The sequence below is a fragment of the Flavobacterium chilense genome, from assembly GCF_001602525.1.
In the GTDB taxonomy this organism is placed as follows: Bacteria; Bacteroidota; Bacteroidia; order Flavobacteriales; family Flavobacteriaceae; genus Flavobacterium; species Flavobacterium chilense.
Genome location: NZ_LSYT01000004.1, coordinates 306,268 through 328,181 on the forward strand (window position 1 = coordinate 306,268; position 21,914 = coordinate 328,181).

Sequence of the window (21,914 nt, forward strand, 5' to 3'; positions counted from 1 at the left end):
TGTGGCACAGTAATTGGATATCTCACAATATTAATCTTTAATAATGATTTTATCATGAAAACTAAATTACTTTTAATAGCGTTTGCAGCCTTAGTTTTTGGTTCTTGTTCAGCACAAGGTCAAACTACAGTTTACGCAAAAAATTCGGATATAAGTGATAACTTAGATCTTAGAGCAGTTGCTTCTATGTTTGGAGAATCTGCCAACCTTCAGGATTTCGAAAGACGCTTAAATGATCCTAAATACCAAATATCAAATCTTGACTTAAATGGCGATAACGAGGTAGATTATCTACGTGTAATTGAATCTGTAGAAAACAGAACACACGTTATAATCATTCAGGCTGTTCTTGATCGTGACGTTTATCAGGATGTAGCTACAATCGATGTTGAGAGAGACAATTATAACAAAGTAAGTGTACAGGTTGTAGGTAATTCTTATTTATATGGTTCGAATTATATTTATGAGCCTGTTTATAATGTAGTACCGGTTATATATTCTTCATTTTGGGTTACTAACTACAGACCTTACTGTTCAACATGGCGTTGGAATTATTACCCAACTTATTACACAGCATGGAATCCATATCCTGTTTACAGATATAGAAACAATATCAATATCTGTATCAACGTAAACAACCGTTACAACTATGTAAACACAAGAAGAAGCTACACAGCTCCTGTTATATACGAATCAAGACGTACTTATGGTTACGAAACCAGACGTCCTGACTACAGCTTTGCTCAAAGAAACTACAATGTAAACAACAGATATGATTTAGATCAAAGACGTATCGCAAGCAGAGATGCAGTAAGAAATCAGAATACTTACTATACAAACAGACAAAACACAACAGGAAGAGTTTCTACAATGGACAATAGAACCCCGGACAGAAATTATGCTGATAACAGAGTATCCGGAAACAGAACATACAACACAAACCGTACAGAGACAATAAGCAGAGACAATTCAGCCACTGTAAACAATCCTGTACGAGTAGAAAACAATTCAAGAACAGAAAACAGAAGAGATTACGATCAAAACAATTCTAATATTTCAAGAGGAAATTCACAAGGGAATATGAACACTAACAGATCATATTCAAACCAAAGAATAGAAGCTCCAAGAAATTATTCAGAAAACAGATCAGGTGGTATGTCCAGATCTGAAAACACACAACGTTCTGAATCTCCAAGAGCAAGTCAGGAATCCAGAAGCAGTCAGCCTCAAAGAGAAAGTGGCTCTGGTTCAAGAGGCAATGGAGGAAGAAGAGGTTAATACCAATTTCACATTTCTGCACAATAATCAAAAGCACAATTTAACGATTGTGCTTTTTTTTATCTTTTTAATTATAATTGATGCTAATTTGTTTTAAAACAGTAAATTTGCAACCGTCTTTTATAAAAATATACATGAGCGCATCGCATAAAAACTTACATAGTAAGTTGTCTATTGGGGGTTTATTAATCACATTAGGAATTATTTATGGAGATATTGGTACTTCTCCGTTATATGTAATGAAAGCCATACTTGGTGACTACTCTATCAATTCTGATATTGTTTTAGGAGGTATTTCATGCGTTTTTTGGACTTTAACTTTACAGACTACTATAAAGTATGTTCTTATAACCTTAAGTGCTGACAATCATGGCGAAGGTGGAATTTTTGCCTTGTATGCCTTAGTCAAAAAAACAAAAATTCAATGGCTCATTGTACCCGCCATTATTGGAGGAAGTGCACTTCTTGCTGACGGAATTATAACACCGCCAATTTCTATCTCATCAGCAGTTGAAGGAATCAGGGCATTTTATCCTACAATGGAAACACAAACCATTGTTTATATCGTTATCACGATTCTCTTTATACTATTTACCATACAACAATTTGGAACTAAGCTCGTTGGGAAATTTTTCGCTCCAATGATGCTAATTTGGTTCGCCATGTTGGGAACTTTAGGTGCTATTCAGATCTTACATCATCCTGAAGTTATAAAAGCGGTAAACCCTTATTATGCTTATCATTTATTATCGATCCATCCTGATGGTTTCTTTGTACTTGGATTTGTATTTTTATGTACAACCGGTGCTGAAGCTTTATATTCGGACATGGGACACTGTGGTAGAAAAAATATCAGAATCAGCTGGGTTTTTGTTAAAACCACTTTGGTATTAAATTACTTTGGACAGGCTGCTTATTTAATCCACCATGAAGGAAGTACGCTACAGCAATTAGGAGGAGAAAACGGAAATCCGTTTTACCTGATTATGCCACACTGGTTTTTACCATTTGGAATTGTAGTTGCAACTCTAGCGGCTGTAATTGCTTCTCAGGCTCTTATAAGCGGATCATTTACTTTGATTAACGAAGCCATGAGACTTAATTTCTGGCCAAAAGTAAAAATTAAATATCCTACAGAAGTAAAAGGACAATTGTACATTCCATCGATTAACTGGTTGTTATTTTTTGGTTGTGTGGGCATCGTTTTACACTTTGAAAAATCAGGAAATATGGAGCATGCCTATGGTCTTGCGATTATTTTATGCATGATTATGACTACTATTTTACTTAATTATTATTTAATAATGAAACGAGTAAAATTGTATTTAATGGTGCCACTTATTACAACTTATCTGTTAATCGAATTTAGTTTCTTAATCGCAAACATCACCAAATTTGCTGAGGGTGGTTATGTAACGTTAATCATAGCAAGTTTACTTATCTTAATTATGACTATTTGGTATCTGGCTAAGAAAATTAATAAAAGCTATACCAAAATCATCAAGATTGACGATTATAAAAAGGTATTAATGGAATTGAGCGAAGATTTATCAATCCCTAAATATGCGACACATTTAGTTTATATGACTAATGCGAATCGTGTTGACGAATTGGAGGAAAAAGTAATCTACTCTATTTTACAAAAACGTCCAAAAAGAGCTGATATCTATTGGTTTGTACACGTAAATATTTTGACTGAACCTTATAAAACACAATACAAGGTAACTGAAATTGCCAAAGATGATATCTACAGAATCGATTTTAACTTAGGATTCAGAGAGCCTACCAAAATCAATTTAATGTTCAGAGAGGTAATTCGTGATATGGTAAAACGTGGCGAAGTTGATATTACCAGCCGTTACGAGTCATTGAATAAAAACAATATTATTGGAGACTTTAAATTTGTATTGTCAGAAAAATTCCTTTCGAATGACAATGACTTAAGATGGCATGAAAACATTATCATGAACTCTTATTTCTTCATCAAAAAACTGAGTTTATCTGAAGAAAGAGCCTTTGGTTTAGACAGCAGTTCGGTAAAAATAGAGAAATTCCCAATGGTGCTTCACGCTCCAGAAAACATCGGATTGACCCGAATTACAAAATAAATCATTTACAACATATTCAAAAAAAACACTCTTTTAAACTTTATCAGAGTGTTTTTTTCTTTTAAAAGAAGGTTAAAGCAACAATCCTAATTAAAAATTTAACTTTCAATCAATTAATAGTACCTTTGCAACTCAAATAATTAAAATGAGATTACACAGAAATTTAGTTTATACTACCATCGATTCTTTAAATGCAATTTTCAATGAAGGAGAATATGCAGACAAAGTGGTAGCCAGAGCATTAAAAAAAGACAAACGTTGGGGAAGTTCTGACAGGAAGTTTGTTGCTGAAACGATATACGAAATTGTTCGTTGGAAAAGATTATACGCAGAAATTGCCGAAGTAAAAGAACCTTTCGACAGAGATAACTTATGGAGAATGTTCGCCGTTTGGGCAGTTTTAAGAGGATATCCAATTCCGGATTGGAGACAATTGGAAGGAACTCCTGAAAGAAAAATTAAAGGACGTTTTGACGAACTTTCAAAAGTTAGAGCTTTAAAAGAATCTATTCCGGATTGGATGGATGAATTGGGCGTAAAAGAATTAGGCGAAAAAGTTTGGGCAAAAGAAATTGCAGCTCAAAATCAGCCTGCTAAAGTTATTTTAAGAACCAATACACTCAAAGGAACCAAAGAAAGCTTAAGAAACACACTGATGGATTTAAATATTGAAACAGAATATTTGAAAGATCAGCCAGAAGCTTTAGTACTTAAAGAAAGAGCCAATGTATTTTTAACAGATGCTTTTAAACAAGGGCTTTTTGAAGTTCAGGATGCCAACTCACAATTGGTTGCCGGTTTCCTTGATGTAAAACCCGGAATGCGTGTAGTTGATACTTGTGCAGGAGCCGGAGGAAAAACATTGCACATTGCTTCTTTGATGGAAAACAAAGGACAATTGATTGCAATGGATTTGTATGAAAGCAAATTGAAACAATTAAAATTAAGAGCAAAAAGAAATGGCGCTTTTAATATTGAATACCGTATCATTGACACTACAAAAGTGATCAAAAAATTGCACGAAAAAGCAGATCGTGTTTTAATTGACGCACCTTGTAGCGGATTAGGAGTTCTTAAAAGAAATCCTGACTCTAAATGGAAATTACAACCTGAATTTATTGATAATATTCGTAAAGTTCAGTCTGAAGTTTTAGAAAGTTATTCTAAAATTGTAAAACCAGGTGGAAAATTAGTTTACGCTACTTGTTCTGTTTTACCATCAGAAAATCAGGAGCAGGTACAAAAATTCTTAAAAACCGAAATCGGACAGCAATTTACTTTTGTAGAAGATCGTAAATTACTGGCTTCAGAATCTGGCTTTGATGGATTTTATATGGCATTATTAGAACGTAAGAAATAAATATTTCAAGAATTTAAATATTTAAAAAATCCCAAACTCCAATTAGATAACTGGAATTTGGGATTTTTATTTTTATCTGAAATTTTTAAGATTGTAAACTGGGTTTACGCAATAACTTTCCGTTTTCGTTTTCCTTGAATTTTGGAACAAAAACAATTTCTTTTGGCTTTTCGAATTTTCCTAAAACATCAAAAAAGTCAGGAGCAAATTCTTGTTTTTCTCCTTCGATAACCAAAATTAATTTCTCTCCTAAAGCAGAATCAGGAACACCGGTTACAAAAAAACGGTTCGTTATCTTCCCTATTAATTTTGCTTCTATCTGCTCCGGAATGAGTTTTACACCTCCACTGTTTATTACATTATCAATTCTTCCCAGAAAAACAAACTGATTATCATTAATGAGTTCAACGAGATCATTTGTAACAATTGGTTCATCAGAAATAGAAGAAACATGAATGACAAGACACCCACGATCGTCTGTAGCTATTTTTACATTTGGTAAAATCGAAAATGCCTTTTCTCCTATTCTTTTGGCAGCGATATGAGTAATCGTTTCCGTCATACCATAAGTCTCATAAATTTCAGTTTTCAGGGGCAATAGTTTTTCTTCAAGTGCACTGTCTATTTTTGCTCCTCCAATAATCAGCTTCTTTATGTTTACTAGCTTTTCGATAGAATTCTGAACCTGTAAAGGAACCATGGCTACAAAATCATATTGCTTTTTATTGTACAACAGAGGTTCAGTACTTGGAGAAACAACATCAATATCCAAACCTAAAATCAGGCTTCGAACCAACATCATTTTACCAGCTATAAACTGAGTTGGCAAACACAGCAAAGCCCTGTCTCCCGGTTCTAAACCAAAAAAATCTCCCGTGGCTAAAGCTGACTGAATCATAGCTTGTTTTTCTAATCGTACCAACTTTGGAAGTCCAGTCGTCCCCGAAGTCGTCATTTCGATATAGTCTTTATCATCAAACCAATCCAGAAAAAATTCACCTATCGCCCTTTCATAAACATCTCCTTCCTTGATAAAACTGTACCCTACCCTACACAGATCTTTTCCGTTTAGATGATACCCGTTTAACTTAAAATAATTATGTACATTTTTGTGTGTTAATTTTGACATGACATTTTTAATTTGAAATTTCTACAACATTTATTTTCCCTGTTAGCTTTTCTTTCCAATTACTCCAATTGTATTTTTTACTAAAGATAAAAAGTAAAATAGGGTAAATCACTACAATAGGCAATATAACATCAAAGCCAGCAGAAGGCTCTGACATATCTTTAAAAATAGAATGAGTTTGAAAAACAGACCAGTCTGAAGTAACCAGTAAAGCACCAATTAAATTATTGGCAGCATGAAAACCTAAAGAAAGCTCCATCCCTTCATCCATAAGAGTTATAATTCCTAAAAACAATCCGGTTCCAATGTAATATATCATTATAATATATCCCATTTTTGTCACTTCAGGATTAAAAATATGCATAGATCCAAATATAAGCGACGTCATCATTAAAGGGAACCATTTATTTTGAGCCAGATTAGCAAATCCCTGCATTAAATAACCTCTAAAAACATATTCTTCTGTACTCGTTTGTATAGGTATTAAAACAGATCCCACAAGAACCAAAATCAAAAACGGAACTAATTTAAAATTCCAGACAAAATTTTCCGGAGATTTTAGGTAAACCACTAAAAAGCTTATTACCGAAAAGAAAGTCCATAAAAAGAAGGAAAACAAAATACGGCTCCAGTCTACTTTTTTTCTGGACGTTGTTACAGATAACATCGTTTGATGATGCAAATATTTTACCACAAAGTAAATTCCGGCAAACGCAAATGCGAAAGAAATCATAACCAAAAACAAAGTAAGATTAGGTTCGAAAATTTTCATTATAGCAGCATTATCAGTTGGAAAAGCTTCATTAGAAACATAACTTTTGTAAAGCACTGCAACCGAAAAAGGAATCTGACCAATAAACGACGCGATGATAATCAGAACTGATCCTAAAAGATATAACCAAAATTTGTTCTGAGGTTTGATTCCTTGTTCTAAAAACATATATAATAATTTAAAAATGAGAATTTGTTTTAATAAGTAAAGCTTATTTTTGGTCTTGCTAAAATACCTAATTTTTAGCTCAATTATCTTACAACTTTTTAAATATAATTAGAATGATACAAATTTATCATAATCCACGTTGCGGAAAATCAAGAACCTGTCTGGCATTTATAGAACAATCAAAACAAGAATATGAGATTATTCAATACCTCACAGAAACTCCAACCTTTGAAGAACTAAAAACCTTACTTGAAAAATTAGAGCTGCAACCTATTCAGCTGGTCCGAATTAAGGAAAAAATCTGGATTGAAAATTATAAAGGAAAAAGTTTAACCAATCAGGAAATCATTCAGGCTATAGTCGACAATCCTATTTTAATTGAACGTCCAATTGTTGTAAAAAACGGGAAAGCAATCATAGGACGAGACATGGATTTAGTATCTGCCTTTTTAGATTGATTATAAAATAGTAAATTAACATTATTTTGTGATTTTCATCTTTAAACCAAAAGCTACATTTGCCGTCTAATGAGCAATTGAAACCAAAATAAACAATGAAAAAAATCAAATTTGCTGTATTACTTGTACTTTTATTTACAGGTTTTTACAACTATGCACAACAAGGGCCACCGGCTCAAAACAAAGTAAAAGTTACAGGGAAAGTTTTCGAAAAAATAAGCAAGCAACCTCTAGAATACGCAACAATATCTATAACTGCTCCAAATGACACCAAAGTTATTGCGGGCGGAATCACTAACCCAAAAGGTGAATTTGATGTAGCTGTAGCTCCGGGAACTTACGACATCAAAGTTGAATTTATTTCGTTTAAGCCAACTGAAATCAAAGGAAAAAAAATTCAGGGCGATACTAATTTAGGAATTGTAAACCTGTCTGAAGACGCTGCACAATTGAATGAAGTTGTAGTACGTGCTGAAAAATCGACAGTAGAAATAAAACTGGATAAAAAAGTTTATAATGTAGGTCAGGACATGATGGTAAAAGGCGGAACTGTAAGTGACGTTTTAGACAATGTACCGTCTGTTTCTGTTGATACCGAAGGAAATGTAAGCTTAAGAGGAAGTGACAATATCCGAATTTTAATTGACGGACGTCCTTCAAATGCTATCAATGTAGCCGAGGCATTACGTCAGCTTCCGGCTGACGCAATTGACAAAGTTGAAGTAATCACTAATCCATCAGCACGTTATGATGCCGAAGGAGGTTCAGGATTAATCAATATCATTCTTAAAAAAGGAAAAAACCAAGGTTTAAACGGAACTTTTATTGCCTCAACAGGTATACCTGAAACGTATGGTTTAAGTGCCAATTTGAATTATAAAACTGAAAAGTTAAACTACTTTACTACTTTAGGCTACAATCACAGAACCAGTGAAGGTGCCGGTTTAACAAATACACAGTATTTTAATGCAGACGGATCTCCAAAAAGCTATCTGGATGAAGATCGTGATACCAAAAGAACTTCTGACGGATTCAACGGAAGAGCGGGTATAGAATGGACAGTGGCTCCAAATACTTACTGGACAAACGCCATTAATTACCAAAAAAGCACAGGTGATACCAGAGATTTAATCAATTATAACAATTTTGACGCTAATCATGCTTTTACAGGAACTTCATTCCGATTAAACAATGGAGACACTGGAAGTGAGAACATTGAGTATACCTCAAATTTGATTAAAAATTTCAACAATAAAGGACATAAACTTACTGCAGATTTATCGGTTTCAAGAAACACAGATGACAGCAACAGTATCATTACAGCTTCACCAAATTTCAATACAACGCTAAATAATCAGGTTCAAAAACAAATACAGTTACAAGCTGATTATGTTTTACCTTTAGGAGAAGGAAGTCAGTTTGAAGCCGGATATAAAGGAAGTTTTGGAGATCTGAACAATGAATATTTCGTTACTGATGATCAGGGTGCAAGAGATCCTAACTTATCAAACACTTTAGAATACAAAGAAAACATAAACGCGATTTATACACAGTATGGTTTCAAGGTAAATAAATTCTCTTATTTATTTGGTTTACGTTGGGAAGACACCAATATTCAGGTTAACTTGTTAGACAACAACGACTTTAACACTAAGAAATACAATAACTTATTCCCTAGTGCTTTTATTAGTTATGCTATTTCAGATCAAAGTAACTTTACCGCTAGTTACAGTAAACGTTTAACAAGACCAAGAGGTCGTTTCATGAACCCTGCTGTAAACTACTCAAGTAATATTAATATTTTTCAGGGAAATCCTGATTTAGATCCTTCATTAACGGATAAATATGATATTGGATATATCAAACGCTGGGATAAAGTAACTTTTAATACCTCAGCTTATTTTGAAGATACTAAAGATGTTTTTAGCTTCGTAAGAACTCCAAACGGTCAGGAAGTAAACGGAATCCCGGTTATCTTAAGCAGACCAATTAACCTAGGAAAAGAACAAAAATTTGGTTTCGAATTTACTTTAAATTACACGCCGTTTAAAATATGGAGAGTAAACAGTAACTTCAACTTTTATAATGTTAAAACAACCGGAGAAAACACTTACACCGATACAAACGGAAATCTGGTAGTTCAGAATCTTGACAACCAAGCCAATACCTGGTTTGCGAGAATCAACTCAAAACTTACTTTACCATACAAAATCGACTGGCAATTAAGCGGTGTTTACAATGGAGAACAAAAAACTGCACAAGGTAAAAACCTTGGACAATTTGGAATGAACACAGCATTTAGTAAAGATGTTTTAAAAGACAAAGCTACAATTGCTTTCAATATCAGCGACGTTTTCAACTCAAGAATCATGAGATCATATACATATCTTCAAAATGATACAACAAATGAAAGTCAAACATCATATGGCGAAATGCAGTTCCGTAAACGTCAGTTCAACTTATCATTTACCTATCGCTTTAACAAACCAAAAAGCGAAAGAGACAGAAACGCAATACCTAAAAATGACGGTGGTGGCGACGGAGGAGAATATCCGGGATAATATAAGCTAAAATTTAAAAATCCAAATTTCAATTCATGAGACTTTATTAAGTTTTGAAAATTGGAATTTGGATTTTTTTTGTCATAAAAAAAAGGACTCGTAAAACGGGTCCTTTTTTATTGAAATCAATTTAAAATTAAATTGACTGTTCTTGTTTCTTCTTTGCTCTTTTCTCTTTGAACATTTCCCAGCTAGCTCCCGTAACCCAGTAAGATACGAAACCAACTAAGAAAAACATCAACCAAAACCCTATAGTTAGTATGGTCAAGAAAAGTAAAAAACCTAAGTACTGTGAAAATTCAAACATGTTTTCCGGAATTTTTGAATGTAAGGACAAATGTAAGTTTTATATTTTTCGTTAGCAATAAAATCCAAATCAATTTTCATGAAATAACATTTATCCGTATATTTATACTCATTTTAAATAAGGATTTTTTTCGGATATATTTTAACTGTCTAAACAAGAAGATCATGAGTGTTTTCAGGAGCTGCTTCCTGCTGTTCGCTATATCTTTTATGGCAAACCCTGCCATAAAAGGATGCCGCTTCCATCAGGGCTAAGACAGCTATTTTCATAAAAAATCCGGTTTCACTTCAAAAACAACAAACATATATAACAAAATGAAATACCGTATAGAAAAAGACACCATGGGCGAAGTACAAGTTCCTGCCGATAAATATTGGGGTGCACAAACAGAACGTTCCAGAAATAATTTCAAAATCGGAGCATCGGCTTCTATGCCACAAGAAATCATTGAAGGTTTTGCTTATCTAAAAAAAGCTGCGGCTTATGCCAACTATGATCTAGGTGTTTTACCAATAGAAAAAAGAGACGCTATCGCTGCAGTTTGCGACGAAATCCTGGAAGGAAAACTAGACGATCAATTTCCTCTGGTAATCTGGCAGACCGGTTCAGGTACACAAAGCAACATGAATGTCAATGAAGTAATCGCAAACCGTGCTCAGGTACTTAAAGGTTTTGAAATTGGCGAAGGCGAACAATTTATAAAAGCAAATGATGATGTCAACAAATCACAATCATCAAATGATACTTTCCCAACCGGAATGCATATTGCTGCTTACAAAATGATTGTCGAAACTACTATTCCCGGAGTAGAAAAACTAAATGCAACTTTGGTAAAAAAAGCAACTGAATTTGCAACAGTTGTAAAAATCGGACGTACACACCTTATGGATGCAACACCATTAACACTTGGACAGGAAATTTCAGGATATGCCGCTCAATTGGCTTTTGGATTAAAAGCACTTAAAAACACTTTAGCTCATTTATCTGAAATTGCTTTGGGTGGAACTGCTGTTGGAACGGGATTAAATACTCCAAAAGGTTATGATGTAAAAGTAGCCGAATATATTGCAAAATTCACCAATCACCCCTTTGTTACTGCCGAAAACAAATTTGAAGCACTAGCTGCACATGATGCCATTGTAGAATCACATGGCGCCTTAAAACAATTAGCTGTTTCTCTCAATAAAATAGCAAACGATGTTCGAATGTTAGCTTCCGGGCCACGCTCCGGAATTGGAGAAATCCATATTCCTGAAAACGAGCCAGGATCTTCTATCATGCCCGGAAAAGTAAATCCTACACAATGTGAAGCTTTAACCATGGTTTGTGCTCAGGTAATAGGAAACGATATGGCAATTGCTGTTGGCGGCATGCAGGGACATTATGAACTAAATGTCTTTAAACCGGTTATGGCTGCCAACTTCCTGCAATCAGCACGATTACTGGGAGATGCCTGTATCTCATTTGACGAGCATTGCGCTCAGGGCATTGAACCTAACTACAAACGCATTAAAGAATTAGTTGATAATTCACTAATGCTAGTTACTGCTCTAAACACCAAAATAGGATACTACAAAGCCGCAGAAATCGCTCAGACTGCACATAAAAACGGAACAACATTAAAAGAAGAAGCTGTTCGTCTGGGTTATGTAACCCCTGAAGATTTTGATGCCTGGGTAAAACCTGAGGAAATGGTTTAATTTCAAGTTATGAGTTATAAGTTAGGAATTATGAGTTAGCTTATTGAATCTGTTTAACAAAATAAAAAAGGTAAAACATATGTGTTTTACCTTTTTTACATTTATCAAGAATGATAACTTATAACTCATAATTTATTTCCCATCCACATAATCCTGTAAGTAACTAAACCTTGGGGTTAGTTTTCCTTTTTCAGTTATTTTGGCACGTTGCAGAATTCCATCTTTATCTCCATTGAAGAAAGCAGGAATCACATATTCCATAAACTGTTCTCCAAAACCTTCGCTGGAATCTTTTGGAATCTCACATGGTAAATTATCAACCGCCATTACCGCAACTGCAGCCGGATGAAAGAAATCAACTTCTTTATCTTCTAAAGGAAAATATCCATACAAAGGCTCTGCAATGGTTGATGACCGAAGCGTACAGGCAATTGGTCCGTTTACATCACAAGAAATATCAGCTACTACTTTCAACTTGCAATCACTCGCATTTAGCATTTCTCTTGTCAAAATCATTGGCGCATTGCTGGCATGAAAATGACCCGCAAAATAAATATCCGAAACCTTAGTAAATTTTTCAAAATCCGAAGTATATGCTTCAGGATGATTTACAAAATCATCAAAATCTAAAACCTGTCCGTCAATCCTTTTATTATATTCTAAAACATCCAGCTGCACATAAACAGCCTGAGTGTATTTTTTAGTCAAATAATTGTCGACCGTAATTTCCTTTATCTTTATAGCATCCAAAATTTCTTTGGCACCACTACCTACTTTACCCGTTCCGGTAACAACAAATTTTAATGCAGGCATTGTGATACGTTTTAAATGCATAATCAAAGCTTCTTTTCCCGCAAGTGTTTCTGCTTTAGGCAGTTTAAACAATTCGAATTTTAAACCAAAAGCACGAATACCGTTATAAACCCCAACCATTCCGGCATATTTTCCAAAGCCAATTAAACGGCGATTCTGATCATCCACAATGGTTTCATGATCATAGAGATCAATATTTTTTTCTAAAATAGCCTTTAATAATTTCTGGTTGTAAGGCTGCTTTTTTATCGTATGCGAAAAAAAGAAATAAGACTTATTCGGAATAAGGCTTTCTACAGGAACTTCTTTCACACCAAACAAAACATCACAATTAGAAACATCCTCTGTAATAGTGATTCCCATGTTCTTATACTCCGCATCTGAAAAAATTCGGATATCCGAACTTTCTACCTCAACTGAGGCCTCATGGTACGTTTGTTTTAATTTTGCTAGTTCATCTGGAGAAAATACAACGCGTCTGTCCGGCGGATTTTTTCTTTCTTTTATAATTCCGAATTTCATTTATATCAGGTTAAAATAATTATTAATATAACTTTTTCAATTCAATTTGTTTCAAATATAACAAATTTAGTTAAAGTTTTGTTGTCGAATTGCAATTTAAAATGTTTTAAAACCGTTAAAAGCTGAATAACAAAGAACTAATAAAACAAAATCTTAATTTTTTGTTAAATTATTCTTTTTAACCTTCTAAAAAGGGCAAAACATCAATATTGAATTCTATATATTTGTTTTTAAAGAATGATGAAAATGAGTTTCCTTAAAAAGACAAATATACCACAAATACTTTTCCTGATTTTAGTTTTAGGTTCATGTGGTAAAGATAAAAGCACTACAAATAAAGAAGAGGTAACAGTTGAAGATACCTTACCTAAGATGAAGCCATTAGGCTCTGAAAAAAAACTTTCACAAGCTTACATAAATTCAGTAACAGGAAGAATAAACCACTTTTACAATAAAAACTGGCCTAACAATACCATGAACGGAAGCTTTTTAGTAGCCCGAAATGGTCAAATAATTTTTGAACGTTATAATGGTTTTGCAAATAAAAATGAAGGAACAAAAATAACTGCAGAAACTCCTGTTCAAATTGCTTCAGTGAGTAAAGTATTAACCGCTACAGCAGTTTTAAAACTGGTGAATGCTGGTAAAATAGATTTAGATCAAAAAGTAAATACAATCTTAAAAACATTTCCTTACGAAGATTGTACTATCAGAATGCTTTTAAGCCACCGAAGTGGTATGCGTAATTATGCCTATTTTACTGACAGGGATAAATCTGTTTGGGACAGACATAATCAACTTACTAATAAAGACATTCTAAACATTCTGGCAACAAAAGACATTGGTTTAGAATCTAAAACCGGAACACGTTTTAGTTATTGCAATACCAATTATGCTATGCTGGCACTTATCATTGAAAAAATTACCGGTCTGACTTATAAAGAGGCAATGTCGCAAATGATTTTTAAACCTTTAGGAATGTCACATACTTATGTTTTTGATGATGACAAAGACAGAAAAAAAATTGTCCCTTCATATAAAGGTAATGGTGTCGAAATAGGTTTTGATTATCTGGACAATGTTTATGGTGACAAAAATGTTTTTTCTACTGCAAGAGATCTTTTAAAATTTGATCGTGCGAGACAATCACCAGATTTTTTAAAGCCTGAATTGCTAAAACAGGTTTATACAGGTTACAGTAATGAACGCAAAGGCACTAAGAATTATGGTTTAGGCATCAGAATGATCAATTGGGAAACCGGACAAAATTATTATTTCCATAACGGATGGTGGCATGGTAATACCTCATCATACATCCCGCTTATGAAAGAAAATGTTACCATAATTGCCTTGTCTAATAAAATGACAAGAAACACTTATGCGGTTCGTAAACTGGCACCAATCTTTGGAGATTATCCTTTTAATTTCAAAGACGAAGAATAAGAAAATTTTTCTCAAAATTTTAATATAAACTAAATGCAAATAACCTAAATTTGCAAACTCATTTTTGGGGTCGACTGGTTTTGACAGCAAGTCGAATTGAAAAGTAAGCACGCCGAGCATTGAGACCTTGCTCGTAAATATAAGATCTCGAACTTTTACACGGCGAAAATAATTACGCTTTAGCTGCTTAATCCGAATCATAGTAAGATTGCGCCACGTCTCTACAAGGTAGAGAAGCTGGATTCTCCTGGAAAGCCTTGGTTTGTGGCGTTCCGTTAAGGAGAACCGTAAAAATAAACCTAGATATCCATGAGCTTCGGGTGGATTTCGAAAATTAAGAAGATAAGTGTTCGGTGGCTGTTTCTGGCCTAGCTTAACATCGAAAATCTAATCAGGAAATAAGCGTGTAGAAAGCTCTTTAGTTGCTTGTTTGGACCCGGGTTCGATTCCCGGCGACTCCACAAAAAAGCCTGTAAACTCAATGTTTACAGGCTTTTTACTTTTCAGTTGACAATTTAGTTGATATTTTTGATTGTTAATAATTCAATTGATTACAAAATTATAAAACAAGTATAAAAACCAAATCACATATCTATTTTTACCTTTAATCAGATTTAAATACCTAATTCGCGCTTAAAAAAAATGGAAGATAACTTTATATATTTTGTAAATTTAGATGATTTTTTAGTTTGTGCTAATTTCGCAAATACAAATAGAATATCAACATCAACTGTCTCTCATTATATTGATCACAAGGAATTACACCCAGTATACACTTTATCAATTGAAGATTTGAAAAATAGTTATGTGATGAACACTTACACTAGCCCTAGACTTCAATTCTTAACAAAGTCTAATGGTAGCAAGAAAGGTCTTAAATTAGCAATTGGACTTGACAATCCAATTTTCCTAAATGAAAATGAATTAAAAAGAATTCACGAAATTGCAGATATCGAATTTGAGTTTGAACGAATTCGCAGATTAACAAATCAATATTTACCTAGTAGGCTCGTTTCTATTTATTTAGCAGAAGACAATTTTGAAGGCAGAACAATGCTTAAAAATATGTTCATACATAAGAAAGATTTCATAATTGTTCCTATTAATATTACTACAAAAGCAATGTTTCACAAAGCAGATTCCCAATGGTTTGATGATTATATCCAAACAAAAAATCCAGATTCAATTAAAAACTATTGGAATGGAATTGACTTTAACAACATACCTCTATATGAATATTTAGTTGATGGAGCAATTGAATTACGAAATGAAGATGATAGAAATGTAATCCTAAAAGAATATGAAAAGAGATTTTAAATTACAAATGATATTTCATTAAAAAACCTGTTTCGTTCGAAACAGGTTTTAGTTAAATAATAATCGTTTTAAAAGTTATATAATTTAGTAATCTAATTCTACTTTCAACTTTCTGACTTTTGAATCTACATTTAAATAATCTTGTAAGTCTGAACTAGATTGCAAATATATTTTATCAAACTCAATTTCATTTAAACCAAACATCTCACACAATTCATTTTTTGAATATTGCAAGTCTTGAAAATGAAGTTTTAGCATTTTATACAATAACTTAGGTTCTGATATTTCAAATTCTAAAGGTTCTTGTTTTCTCCACCCATAGTAACTAATCTTGGTAACCCATCTACGATATTGATCTTGTGTTAGCGCTCCAGTATCTTTAGCTTTAAAAAGAAGAGCCTGAATCGAAACTTTCCAATATCTTTTCAAATCTCCCAATTTCTCATCAGTTAAATAATAAAGACTAGATTTAATTTCAGAACTAGGCATTAAAAAACTAGATGCAAATCTGTCTGCCTCATTTTCTACATTTCTATCTTCACTAATAATTCCACCTTTAAAATGCATTAGAATATGCCCTAATTCATGTGCAATAGTAAAAACCTTTCTCGAATTAGGCATATTCTTATTAAGAATCATAACAGGAACCCCAACAGGAGTAATATAACTAACACCTGAAATCTTCAAATCTGAAGTAAAATCAAAAAAATGAATAATAACACCTTGCTGTTCTACAACTTTAATCAAATCTTTTATTGGTCCTTTGGGAAGATTAAAATAATCTCTAACTCGATCTGCCATTTGTTCAGGAGACAAACCTGTTTTATATAAATCAGTAAACGGTAAATCAATTTCAATTTCTACTGCATCTAATAAATCACAAATATTACCTGACAGTATATTGATTTGTGATTCTAAAAGCCTAGCTTTTGTCATACTCATTCCTAAATTTTTTCTAAAATAAAAATGTTTTAAAGGATAGACATCGTGTTTCTTGTAAAAGAAATCTTTAGGGTAGTCCAAAATTAAACTTAGTTCAGTAAATACATCGTCAGTTACGTTAGATAATCCTTTTTCAATTTTAGATAATAAAACTTGTGATGCTGATTTCATTTCTTTTGCCAAAGTAGATTGAGAATATCCTCGACTTTCTCTAGCTAATTTAATTCTTTCGATGTTGATTGTACTCATATCATTTTTAATTGTTTTTTTAGTTGATTGGCTACTAAATGATGAATAAATCTGGTTTAGGATTTAATAAGTCAAAAATCCAAATGGCGAACGGGACTTTATTTATTATTTATTATTAGCTTGTTTCTGACTTGGTCTCTCCAAATCTTTCTTCACTTTTACAATTTCTTTTTCAGTTTCAACAACTTTTACGTTATTTAATTGCTTAACTTCACTTTCACTAAATAAGTCATTACTTATTAAACTCCAATTTATCTCATTTCTGCTAATTAATGAAGTGACAAAAGCATCTGTTTCACTTAAATTACTCAGATTTGGCCCGATAAACAAAACAGGAATATGTTCTTTTAATCCAGGAAATAATGTTCCATCGAAAAGCCTATTGCTATTTGGTGTTGGATAACTATTAGGCTTGTTTTGATTCCCATAAAGTCTCTTAACATACAAAATATATTTATCTTTAATTATGAAATAAACTGAGCCGGAATTCTTTCTGATTCTAACCTTATTCCTAAAGACAGAATCAGAATCTATTCTTCTAATTATCTGTTCTTTAATAGTTGCATTTAAATCTTGAGAATAAAAAGCTCTTTGGTTGTATTTGACATCATTCTGAAATTTTCTGTCATCTACCTCCTTCTTAGCAGTTTTTATTATCTGGTTAAATACCTTTATAACATCTCCAATTTCGGACTTTACAGCCTCCGGATTAGCTATATCTTTATAAATCGGCACAAAAGCTTGCTTTTCCGATTCTGTTGCATTACCTTTGCGGTAACGATTTGCTACAACACTTTCCCCAGTGTTACTCATTGTTCTACTCATATTACGTCTAGTATTAAATTGCCCGTTCGCCAAAATGGGCTTTTTTATTATCTACTCTTGCGCAAAGATAGGTTATTTTATAACAAAAACCAAATTTTTTATTAAATATTTTGTAGTTTTATTTATTTTTTGTATGAAGTACTTCTAACCACTAATTGATTACTCCCGCAAATCATAAATATCAAATCAACTTTTGAAAATTTTATCTACAAATCAATAATAAACAGCAAGTCACAAATTAGGAGAAATAAAAAATGCGAGACATAAAGCTCGCATTTATAATAATAATTAACAACGTTTCTAATTCAATAGCATTGTGTTGCTCTGAGACGTTTCGATATTTCTTCTTTTTTTTTATTATCAATTTCATCACATAGTTGTACATATTGATCAATAACATCTGTGTTATCCAAACACATTTTTATTAGTCTACCACTAGTTAATGAAGTGATTCCTTCATTTTCAATATTTGAAATAGTGTTTTTACTAAATCCTAAAATGACACTTAAAGTAGAAGCTGAAATATCATATTTATGTCTAAAAAAAATTATTTCACTAGGTGAAGCAGATCCTTTTGCAACATGATATGCATTTTTTAATGCTTTCAAATTTCGGTCCATTTGATTTTTTGTATAATGTTTTTCTTTAACATTCTCATCAATCATTCCCGTGTCCTCGTCCACAATATAATCTAAATAATACACTTCATTATATTGCAGTTTAACGCCCTTATAAACTTTTTCTACAATTTCTTGTAATTCATCAGTCGGGTCGTTTTTTCTTGTCAATACTTTTTTAGTTTCCATAATTAATTTCTCTATCGATCTTTTGATCTTACTATTTTACAATCTGCCAATTTTACAATTTCATTCTACAATTATCATTATCTCAACTGTAGTTTCATATAATTTCAGTTTTAGTTTTACTTTTTTATCTTTTACGGAAAACCGTACTTTTTATTTAAACTTTTTACTTACAATTTTGTATTTTGTAATTTTAAATCCTTAACATCTTTTTTAATTTTTAAACGGCTGACTCATCGGAAAGTCTGGTACATGACAAGAAATTAGTAATATCTCCAAACCGTTTACTTGCAATCCATATTTCAAATAAATCTCGATGTTCTCTTTACCCACTGTTGTACAAAAAACACAAAGATCAAAATCGCCTCTAAAAGACGGATCAATTCCTCTATAATAGTTTTCTGTTGTAAGATTTTCTATTGCATCTAAAATATCATCAGTTTCAATATCGTAAGTTAAAGCTAAGTCACCAAGTTCCCTACTTGCTTTTAAAGAGTATGTAACCTCAATTCCCTGGGAAATTCTCTTTTTTGTTTCGTCTAAAAACTCTTGTACTAAAGTTACATTGTCGCTCGTATATGGTAGTTGTAGCATAATTGAAATATGTTTTAAATATTATAATGCAAATGTACTAAAAAATATTATAAATTCCCAATGATTGGGAATTATATTTTATAAGACATTAATTTTCAATACTTAAATATTTTTTAACTTTAGGACTAAAGAAAACGTTACAATCGATAAATTAAGCTCGATATTTTAGATTTGAATTATTTATAATATTATTTTCGAGAGAAAATACGGTTAAAAAAGTTTTATAACTGTAATGAGAATGCAAAGAAATATTTTATTATCCTCTTTTAGTGAAGTTTTATTAAAGATTATATAAAATCATAAGTAACCTTTTCTAATTCTTTATTTAGAAAATTCTCATACAAATCATTATATCTGTAATCAGTCAGATGTTCATCTTCTAAATCCTCATCAAATTCATTAGTAAATTTTTCTAATACAAAATCCAAAAATATAAATTGGTATTCTGTCTTAAAACGTTCGTAATCTTCAGCTAAACTTAGATATAATATTGTTAAAGATTCACTATTAAATTCATTGTCTCTTTTCTCTAAGGTACATTGACTTAAGAAATCTATACAATGTAATATAAATTCCGTCGCAGAAGTACCTAGTCCCTTATTCGTTTTCCATTCCGGAAAAGAAATATCCATGAAATGAATTATTTCTTTAAATAATTCTGTTTCTGAATGCTCATACATTAAATTATAGTATTCAATCATAATAAATCGTTCGGTATTAAATAGTTTATGTTCCCGTTACTATAGTAAAACAGTGCTATAGTAATTTTTTATTATAGAAGACATCTAATTAAATTGGCAATTAATTATTTCTCTTCGTGTTTCTTTTGTTTAAACCACCATTCGTTTTTGTACTTCTCATTGAATTCCTTTAATTCTTTTTTATATTCTTTAATATCAAAATCATAAGGTAAAGTAAGAATATTCAACAATGGTTCAATTTTATTATAAGTGATTAACAATTTGACCAAATTTTCAACTGAAAAATTATTTCCGTTTTCAATAGAACTAACTGTTTTTCTACTTATTCCAACTTCATCCGTGATATCAGTTTGAGTCATATCCATATTTAGACGAAGCTTTTCAAGCTTATCACCGATTAGAATCATGTATTCTTCTAAAGTTTTAATTTCCTCCATAATGTAACGCTTATGTTACAAATATACAAAAAACAGATATAATGAGTAGTATACTACTCATTATATCTGTTTTTTGTATCCCCAAAAATCTTTTGTTTATTAGAAACGAAGAAGTTAGCGGCAAGAAAGAAATAATTGTAATTTTGGCTTTATAAATTTAATAAATTCCGCAAAAAATAAAAGGTTATGGATAATAATGACAATTTTATTTACAATCAAAAGGTGAAAGTAATTCACCCTGGCATAATTCTTAGAATGGAATTAATAGATGGTAGAAATTTATCTATAGAAGAAATTGCAAAATCTTTGAATATTTCTCCTACGACTGTTGGAAATTTGTTTGAAGGGCTTCTTCCTATATCTTCAGAAATTGCAATCAATATTTCTTCTACTTATGGAGGAACTCCAGAGCATTTTATTCGCTTACAAAATACTTATGATTTAAATATTGGTAAATCATAAACGAAAAAAAAATACCTCAGATTTTTTTGCTTAACTAATAGATTTAGAAATAGATAAATACAGAGATAAATAAATATAGTACTACCATACTATAGTAATATATTATGGTAGTACTATAGTAATTACTTACTTTCTTAATTTAGTAATTAATTACTTAATATAGTAAATGATTTTTCGGCTCAATATTCAAATTTCAGTTTCTCATTTTGAGCTATCGCTTCTTATGCACTCTTCTATTTTTGAATAAATCTGTTTTATATCATTAATGTTTTTAATCAAATAGGATATTTCCGTTTTAGTAAAATAATCTAACTTCTTTTGATGGAAACTTTTGATTAACTGATTGAAGTTGTTTCCAATTCTTCGAACTTCTTCAATTAATATTCCTTTTTTAATCCGAGCGTCGTTATCAAAGGTTATTATTCTATACTGCTTGTTAAGAAGAATATCTCTGATCATACTGTTCATATTTGTATAATCACTCTTTTCGAATAATTCATTTAGTTTTTTATACTCGTCATCAGACAACATTACCTTTTTATTATTTGATCGTTTAAGCTCTTTTTCAGGTCTACCTCCTTTATTCATTTTCTATGATATTTAGTTTAAAAAATACGACTCCGGAGTATTTAATTTCTCGAAACGAAGTGCGGAGCAAGAAGTTTAGTGCATCAAAAACAAATTCGAAGAATTTAGGTTTTTGGGGCATCTAAACACACCTTGCTACTCAACTGTGATGTGAAAAAATTTATTTCCCTTCGGTTTATTGTACTCCGCAGAATTGAACCAAAGGGAAATAAAAATCATATCAGTTTTAAGCTTATTTTATGTTTTGGGCAAAGCATACAAAAATGTCTTAAAAACTGATGAATTGATGACAAAACTTTCTAAGTCCTTTTATTTACTGGGTTTCCTGTTTCATCAAATTGTCATCAATTCATCATTTTAAATTAGATCGCATCCTT

Annotated in this window: 19 protein-coding genes and 1 other RNA gene; 10 read left to right on the top strand and 10 right to left on the bottom strand. The window is 32.0% G+C overall.

Features of this window, described 5'->3' with window-relative positions:
- The first annotated feature begins 54 nt into the window (after window positions 1–54).
- The 3 genes from A4F88_RS12290 to A4F88_RS12300 all read left to right on the top strand — a co-directional run bounded on the left by A4F88_RS12290 (window position 55) and on the right by A4F88_RS12300 (window position 4,746).
- Window positions 55–1,278, top strand: a complete 1,224-nt coding sequence (locus A4F88_RS12290; RefSeq protein WP_068842901.1) for a hypothetical protein — start codon at window positions 55–57, stop codon at window positions 1,276–1,278.
- 134 nt (window positions 1,279–1,412) lie between these two features.
- On the top strand, window positions 1,413–3,386 hold the full coding sequence (locus A4F88_RS12295; protein WP_068842902.1) for a KUP/HAK/KT family potassium transporter: 1,974 nt from the start codon (window positions 1,413–1,415) through the stop codon (window positions 3,384–3,386).
- A gap of 145 nt (window positions 3,387–3,531) precedes the next feature.
- Window positions 3,532–4,746 (top strand): RsmB/NOP family class I SAM-dependent RNA methyltransferase, encoded by a 1,215-nt coding sequence (locus A4F88_RS12300; RefSeq protein WP_068842903.1) that lies wholly within the window; start codon window positions 3,532–3,534, stop codon window positions 4,744–4,746.
- An 85-nt stretch (window positions 4,747–4,831) separates the two neighbouring features.
- Here the strand turns inward: A4F88_RS12300 and A4F88_RS12305 are convergent, their stop codons facing one another.
- Both A4F88_RS12305 and A4F88_RS12310 read right to left on the bottom strand, forming a co-directional pair.
- A complete protein-coding gene (locus tag A4F88_RS12305) occupies window positions 4,832–5,875 on the bottom strand; it encodes an AMP-binding protein (protein WP_068842904.1) in 1,044 nt (347 codons plus the stop codon).
- 7 nt (window positions 5,876–5,882) lie between these two features.
- The gene (locus tag A4F88_RS12310) at window positions 5,883–6,815 is read right to left on the bottom strand and encodes a CPBP family intramembrane glutamic endopeptidase (protein ID WP_068842905.1); all 933 of its coding nucleotides are present in this window, start codon (window positions 6,813–6,815) and stop codon (window positions 5,883–5,885) included.
- Between the two features lie 113 nt (window positions 6,816–6,928).
- Between A4F88_RS12310 and arsC the strand changes: the two genes are divergently transcribed.
- The 3 genes from arsC (at window position 6,929) to fumC (ending at window position 11,841) form a co-directional block, all read left to right on the top strand.
- On the top strand, window positions 6,929–7,273 hold the full coding sequence (arsC, locus tag A4F88_RS12315; RefSeq protein WP_068842906.1) for an arsenate reductase (glutaredoxin): 345 nt from the start codon (window positions 6,929–6,931) through the stop codon (window positions 7,271–7,273).
- Window positions 7,274–7,368: 95 nt separating this feature from the next.
- Window positions 7,369–9,834, top strand: a complete 2,466-nt coding sequence (locus A4F88_RS12320) for a TonB-dependent receptor (protein WP_068842907.1) — start codon at window positions 7,369–7,371, stop codon at window positions 9,832–9,834.
- A gap of 621 nt (window positions 9,835–10,455) precedes the next feature.
- The gene (gene fumC, locus A4F88_RS12325; protein ID WP_068842908.1) at window positions 10,456–11,841 is read left to right on the top strand and encodes a class II fumarate hydratase; all 1,386 of its coding nucleotides are present in this window, start codon (window positions 10,456–10,458) and stop codon (window positions 11,839–11,841) included.
- A gap of 132 nt (window positions 11,842–11,973) precedes the next feature.
- On the opposite strand, the gene A4F88_RS12330 is transcribed toward fumC, so the two are convergent.
- Complete coding sequence (locus A4F88_RS12330; protein WP_068842909.1) at window positions 11,974–13,176, bottom strand: NAD(P)-dependent oxidoreductase; 1,203 nt, start codon at window positions 13,174–13,176, stop codon at window positions 11,974–11,976.
- A gap of 240 nt (window positions 13,177–13,416) precedes the next feature.
- Here A4F88_RS12330 and A4F88_RS12335 point away from each other — a divergent pair, with 240 nt between their 5' ends.
- The 3 genes from A4F88_RS12335 to A4F88_RS12345 all read left to right on the top strand — a co-directional run bounded on the left by A4F88_RS12335 (window position 13,417) and on the right by A4F88_RS12345 (window position 15,936).
- Window positions 13,417–14,619, top strand: a complete 1,203-nt coding sequence (locus A4F88_RS12335; RefSeq protein WP_068842910.1) for a serine hydrolase domain-containing protein — start codon at window positions 13,417–13,419, stop codon at window positions 14,617–14,619.
- Between the two features lie 66 nt (window positions 14,620–14,685).
- Window positions 14,686–15,083, top strand: a transfer-messenger RNA (tmRNA) gene (gene ssrA / locus A4F88_RS12340).
- 178 nt (window positions 15,084–15,261) lie between these two features.
- On the top strand, window positions 15,262–15,936 hold the full coding sequence (locus A4F88_RS12345; protein ID WP_068842911.1) for a hypothetical protein: 675 nt from the start codon (window positions 15,262–15,264) through the stop codon (window positions 15,934–15,936).
- Between the two features lie 84 nt (window positions 15,937–16,020).
- Here the strand turns inward: A4F88_RS12345 and A4F88_RS12350 are convergent, their stop codons facing one another.
- From A4F88_RS12350 to A4F88_RS12375, 6 genes are all read right to left on the bottom strand, one after another.
- Window positions 16,021–17,127, bottom strand: a complete 1,107-nt coding sequence (locus A4F88_RS12350; protein ID WP_068842912.1) for an XRE family transcriptional regulator — start codon at window positions 17,125–17,127, stop codon at window positions 16,021–16,023.
- Between the two features lie 105 nt (window positions 17,128–17,232).
- The gene (locus A4F88_RS12355) at window positions 17,233–17,952 is read right to left on the bottom strand and encodes a hypothetical protein (protein ID WP_143155048.1); all 720 of its coding nucleotides are present in this window, start codon (window positions 17,950–17,952) and stop codon (window positions 17,233–17,235) included.
- Window positions 17,953–18,257: 305 nt separating this feature from the next.
- Window positions 18,258–18,758: a helix-turn-helix domain-containing protein gene (locus A4F88_RS12360; RefSeq protein WP_068842914.1), complete on the bottom strand. Its 501-nt coding sequence runs from the start codon at window positions 18,756–18,758 to the stop codon at window positions 18,258–18,260.
- Window positions 18,759–18,968: 210 nt separating this feature from the next.
- The gene (locus A4F88_RS12365; protein WP_068842915.1) at window positions 18,969–19,349 is read right to left on the bottom strand and encodes a hypothetical protein; all 381 of its coding nucleotides are present in this window, start codon (window positions 19,347–19,349) and stop codon (window positions 18,969–18,971) included.
- Between the two features lie 287 nt (window positions 19,350–19,636).
- Window positions 19,637–20,050, bottom strand: coding sequence for a hypothetical protein (locus tag A4F88_RS12370; RefSeq protein ID WP_143155047.1), 414 nt, complete (start codon window positions 20,048–20,050; stop codon window positions 19,637–19,639).
- A gap of 104 nt (window positions 20,051–20,154) precedes the next feature.
- On the bottom strand, window positions 20,155–20,487 hold the full coding sequence (locus A4F88_RS12375; protein WP_068842917.1) for a helix-turn-helix domain-containing protein: 333 nt from the start codon (window positions 20,485–20,487) through the stop codon (window positions 20,155–20,157).
- Window positions 20,488–20,673: 186 nt separating this feature from the next.
- On the opposite strand from A4F88_RS12375, the gene A4F88_RS12380 reads away from it, so the two are divergent.
- Window positions 20,674–20,949 (top strand): HigA family addiction module antitoxin, encoded by a 276-nt coding sequence (locus tag A4F88_RS12380; RefSeq protein WP_068842918.1) that lies wholly within the window; start codon window positions 20,674–20,676, stop codon window positions 20,947–20,949.
- 201 nt (window positions 20,950–21,150) lie between these two features.
- On the opposite strand, the gene A4F88_RS12385 is transcribed toward A4F88_RS12380, so the two are convergent.
- Window positions 21,151–21,537, bottom strand: coding sequence for a plasmid mobilization protein (locus A4F88_RS12385; protein ID WP_068842919.1), 387 nt, complete (start codon window positions 21,535–21,537; stop codon window positions 21,151–21,153).
- Window positions 21,538–21,914 lie beyond the last annotated feature (377 nt).

Bases quoted from the DNA above. Each gene is read 5' to 3' on its own strand.
- A4F88_RS12290 (WP_068842901.1), top strand. From the start codon at position 55: ATGAAAACTAAATTACTTTTAATAGCGTTTGCAGCCTTAGTTTTTGGT.
- A4F88_RS12295 (WP_068842902.1), top strand. From the start codon at position 1,413: ATGAGCGCATCGCATAAAAACTTACATAGTAAGTTGTCTATTGGGGGT.
- A4F88_RS12300 (WP_068842903.1), top strand. From the start codon at position 3,532: ATGAGATTACACAGAAATTTAGTTTATACTACCATCGATTCTTTAAAT.
- A4F88_RS12305 (WP_068842904.1), bottom strand. From the start codon at position 5,875: ATGTCAAAATTAACACACAAAAATGTACATAATTATTTTAAGTTAAAC.
- A4F88_RS12310 (WP_068842905.1), bottom strand. From the start codon at position 6,815: ATGTTTTTAGAACAAGGAATCAAACCTCAGAACAAATTTTGGTTATAT.
- arsC (WP_068842906.1), top strand. From the start codon at position 6,929: ATGATACAAATTTATCATAATCCACGTTGCGGAAAATCAAGAACCTGT.
- A4F88_RS12320 (WP_068842907.1), top strand. From the start codon at position 7,369: ATGAAAAAAATCAAATTTGCTGTATTACTTGTACTTTTATTTACAGGT.
- fumC (WP_068842908.1), top strand. From the start codon at position 10,456: ATGAAATACCGTATAGAAAAAGACACCATGGGCGAAGTACAAGTTCCT.
- A4F88_RS12330 (WP_068842909.1), bottom strand. From the start codon at position 13,176: ATGAAATTCGGAATTATAAAAGAAAGAAAAAATCCGCCGGACAGACGC.
- A4F88_RS12335 (WP_068842910.1), top strand. From the start codon at position 13,417: ATGAAAATGAGTTTCCTTAAAAAGACAAATATACCACAAATACTTTTC.
- A4F88_RS12345 (WP_068842911.1), top strand. From the start codon at position 15,262: ATGGAAGATAACTTTATATATTTTGTAAATTTAGATGATTTTTTAGTT.
- A4F88_RS12350 (WP_068842912.1), bottom strand. From the start codon at position 17,127: ATGAGTACAATCAACATCGAAAGAATTAAATTAGCTAGAGAAAGTCGA.
- A4F88_RS12355 (WP_143155048.1), bottom strand. From the start codon at position 17,952: ATGAGTAGAACAATGAGTAACACTGGGGAAAGTGTTGTAGCAAATCGT.
- A4F88_RS12360 (WP_068842914.1), bottom strand. From the start codon at position 18,758: ATGGAAACTAAAAAAGTATTGACAAGAAAAAACGACCCGACTGATGAA.
- A4F88_RS12365 (WP_068842915.1), bottom strand. From the start codon at position 19,349: ATGCTACAACTACCATATACGAGCGACAATGTAACTTTAGTACAAGAG.
- A4F88_RS12370 (WP_143155047.1), bottom strand. From the start codon at position 20,050: ATGATTGAATACTATAATTTAATGTATGAGCATTCAGAAACAGAATTA.
- A4F88_RS12375 (WP_068842917.1), bottom strand. From the start codon at position 20,487: ATGGAGGAAATTAAAACTTTAGAAGAATACATGATTCTAATCGGTGAT.
- A4F88_RS12380 (WP_068842918.1), top strand. From the start codon at position 20,674: ATGGATAATAATGACAATTTTATTTACAATCAAAAGGTGAAAGTAATT.
- A4F88_RS12385 (WP_068842919.1), bottom strand. From the start codon at position 21,537: ATGAATAAAGGAGGTAGACCTGAAAAAGAGCTTAAACGATCAAATAAT.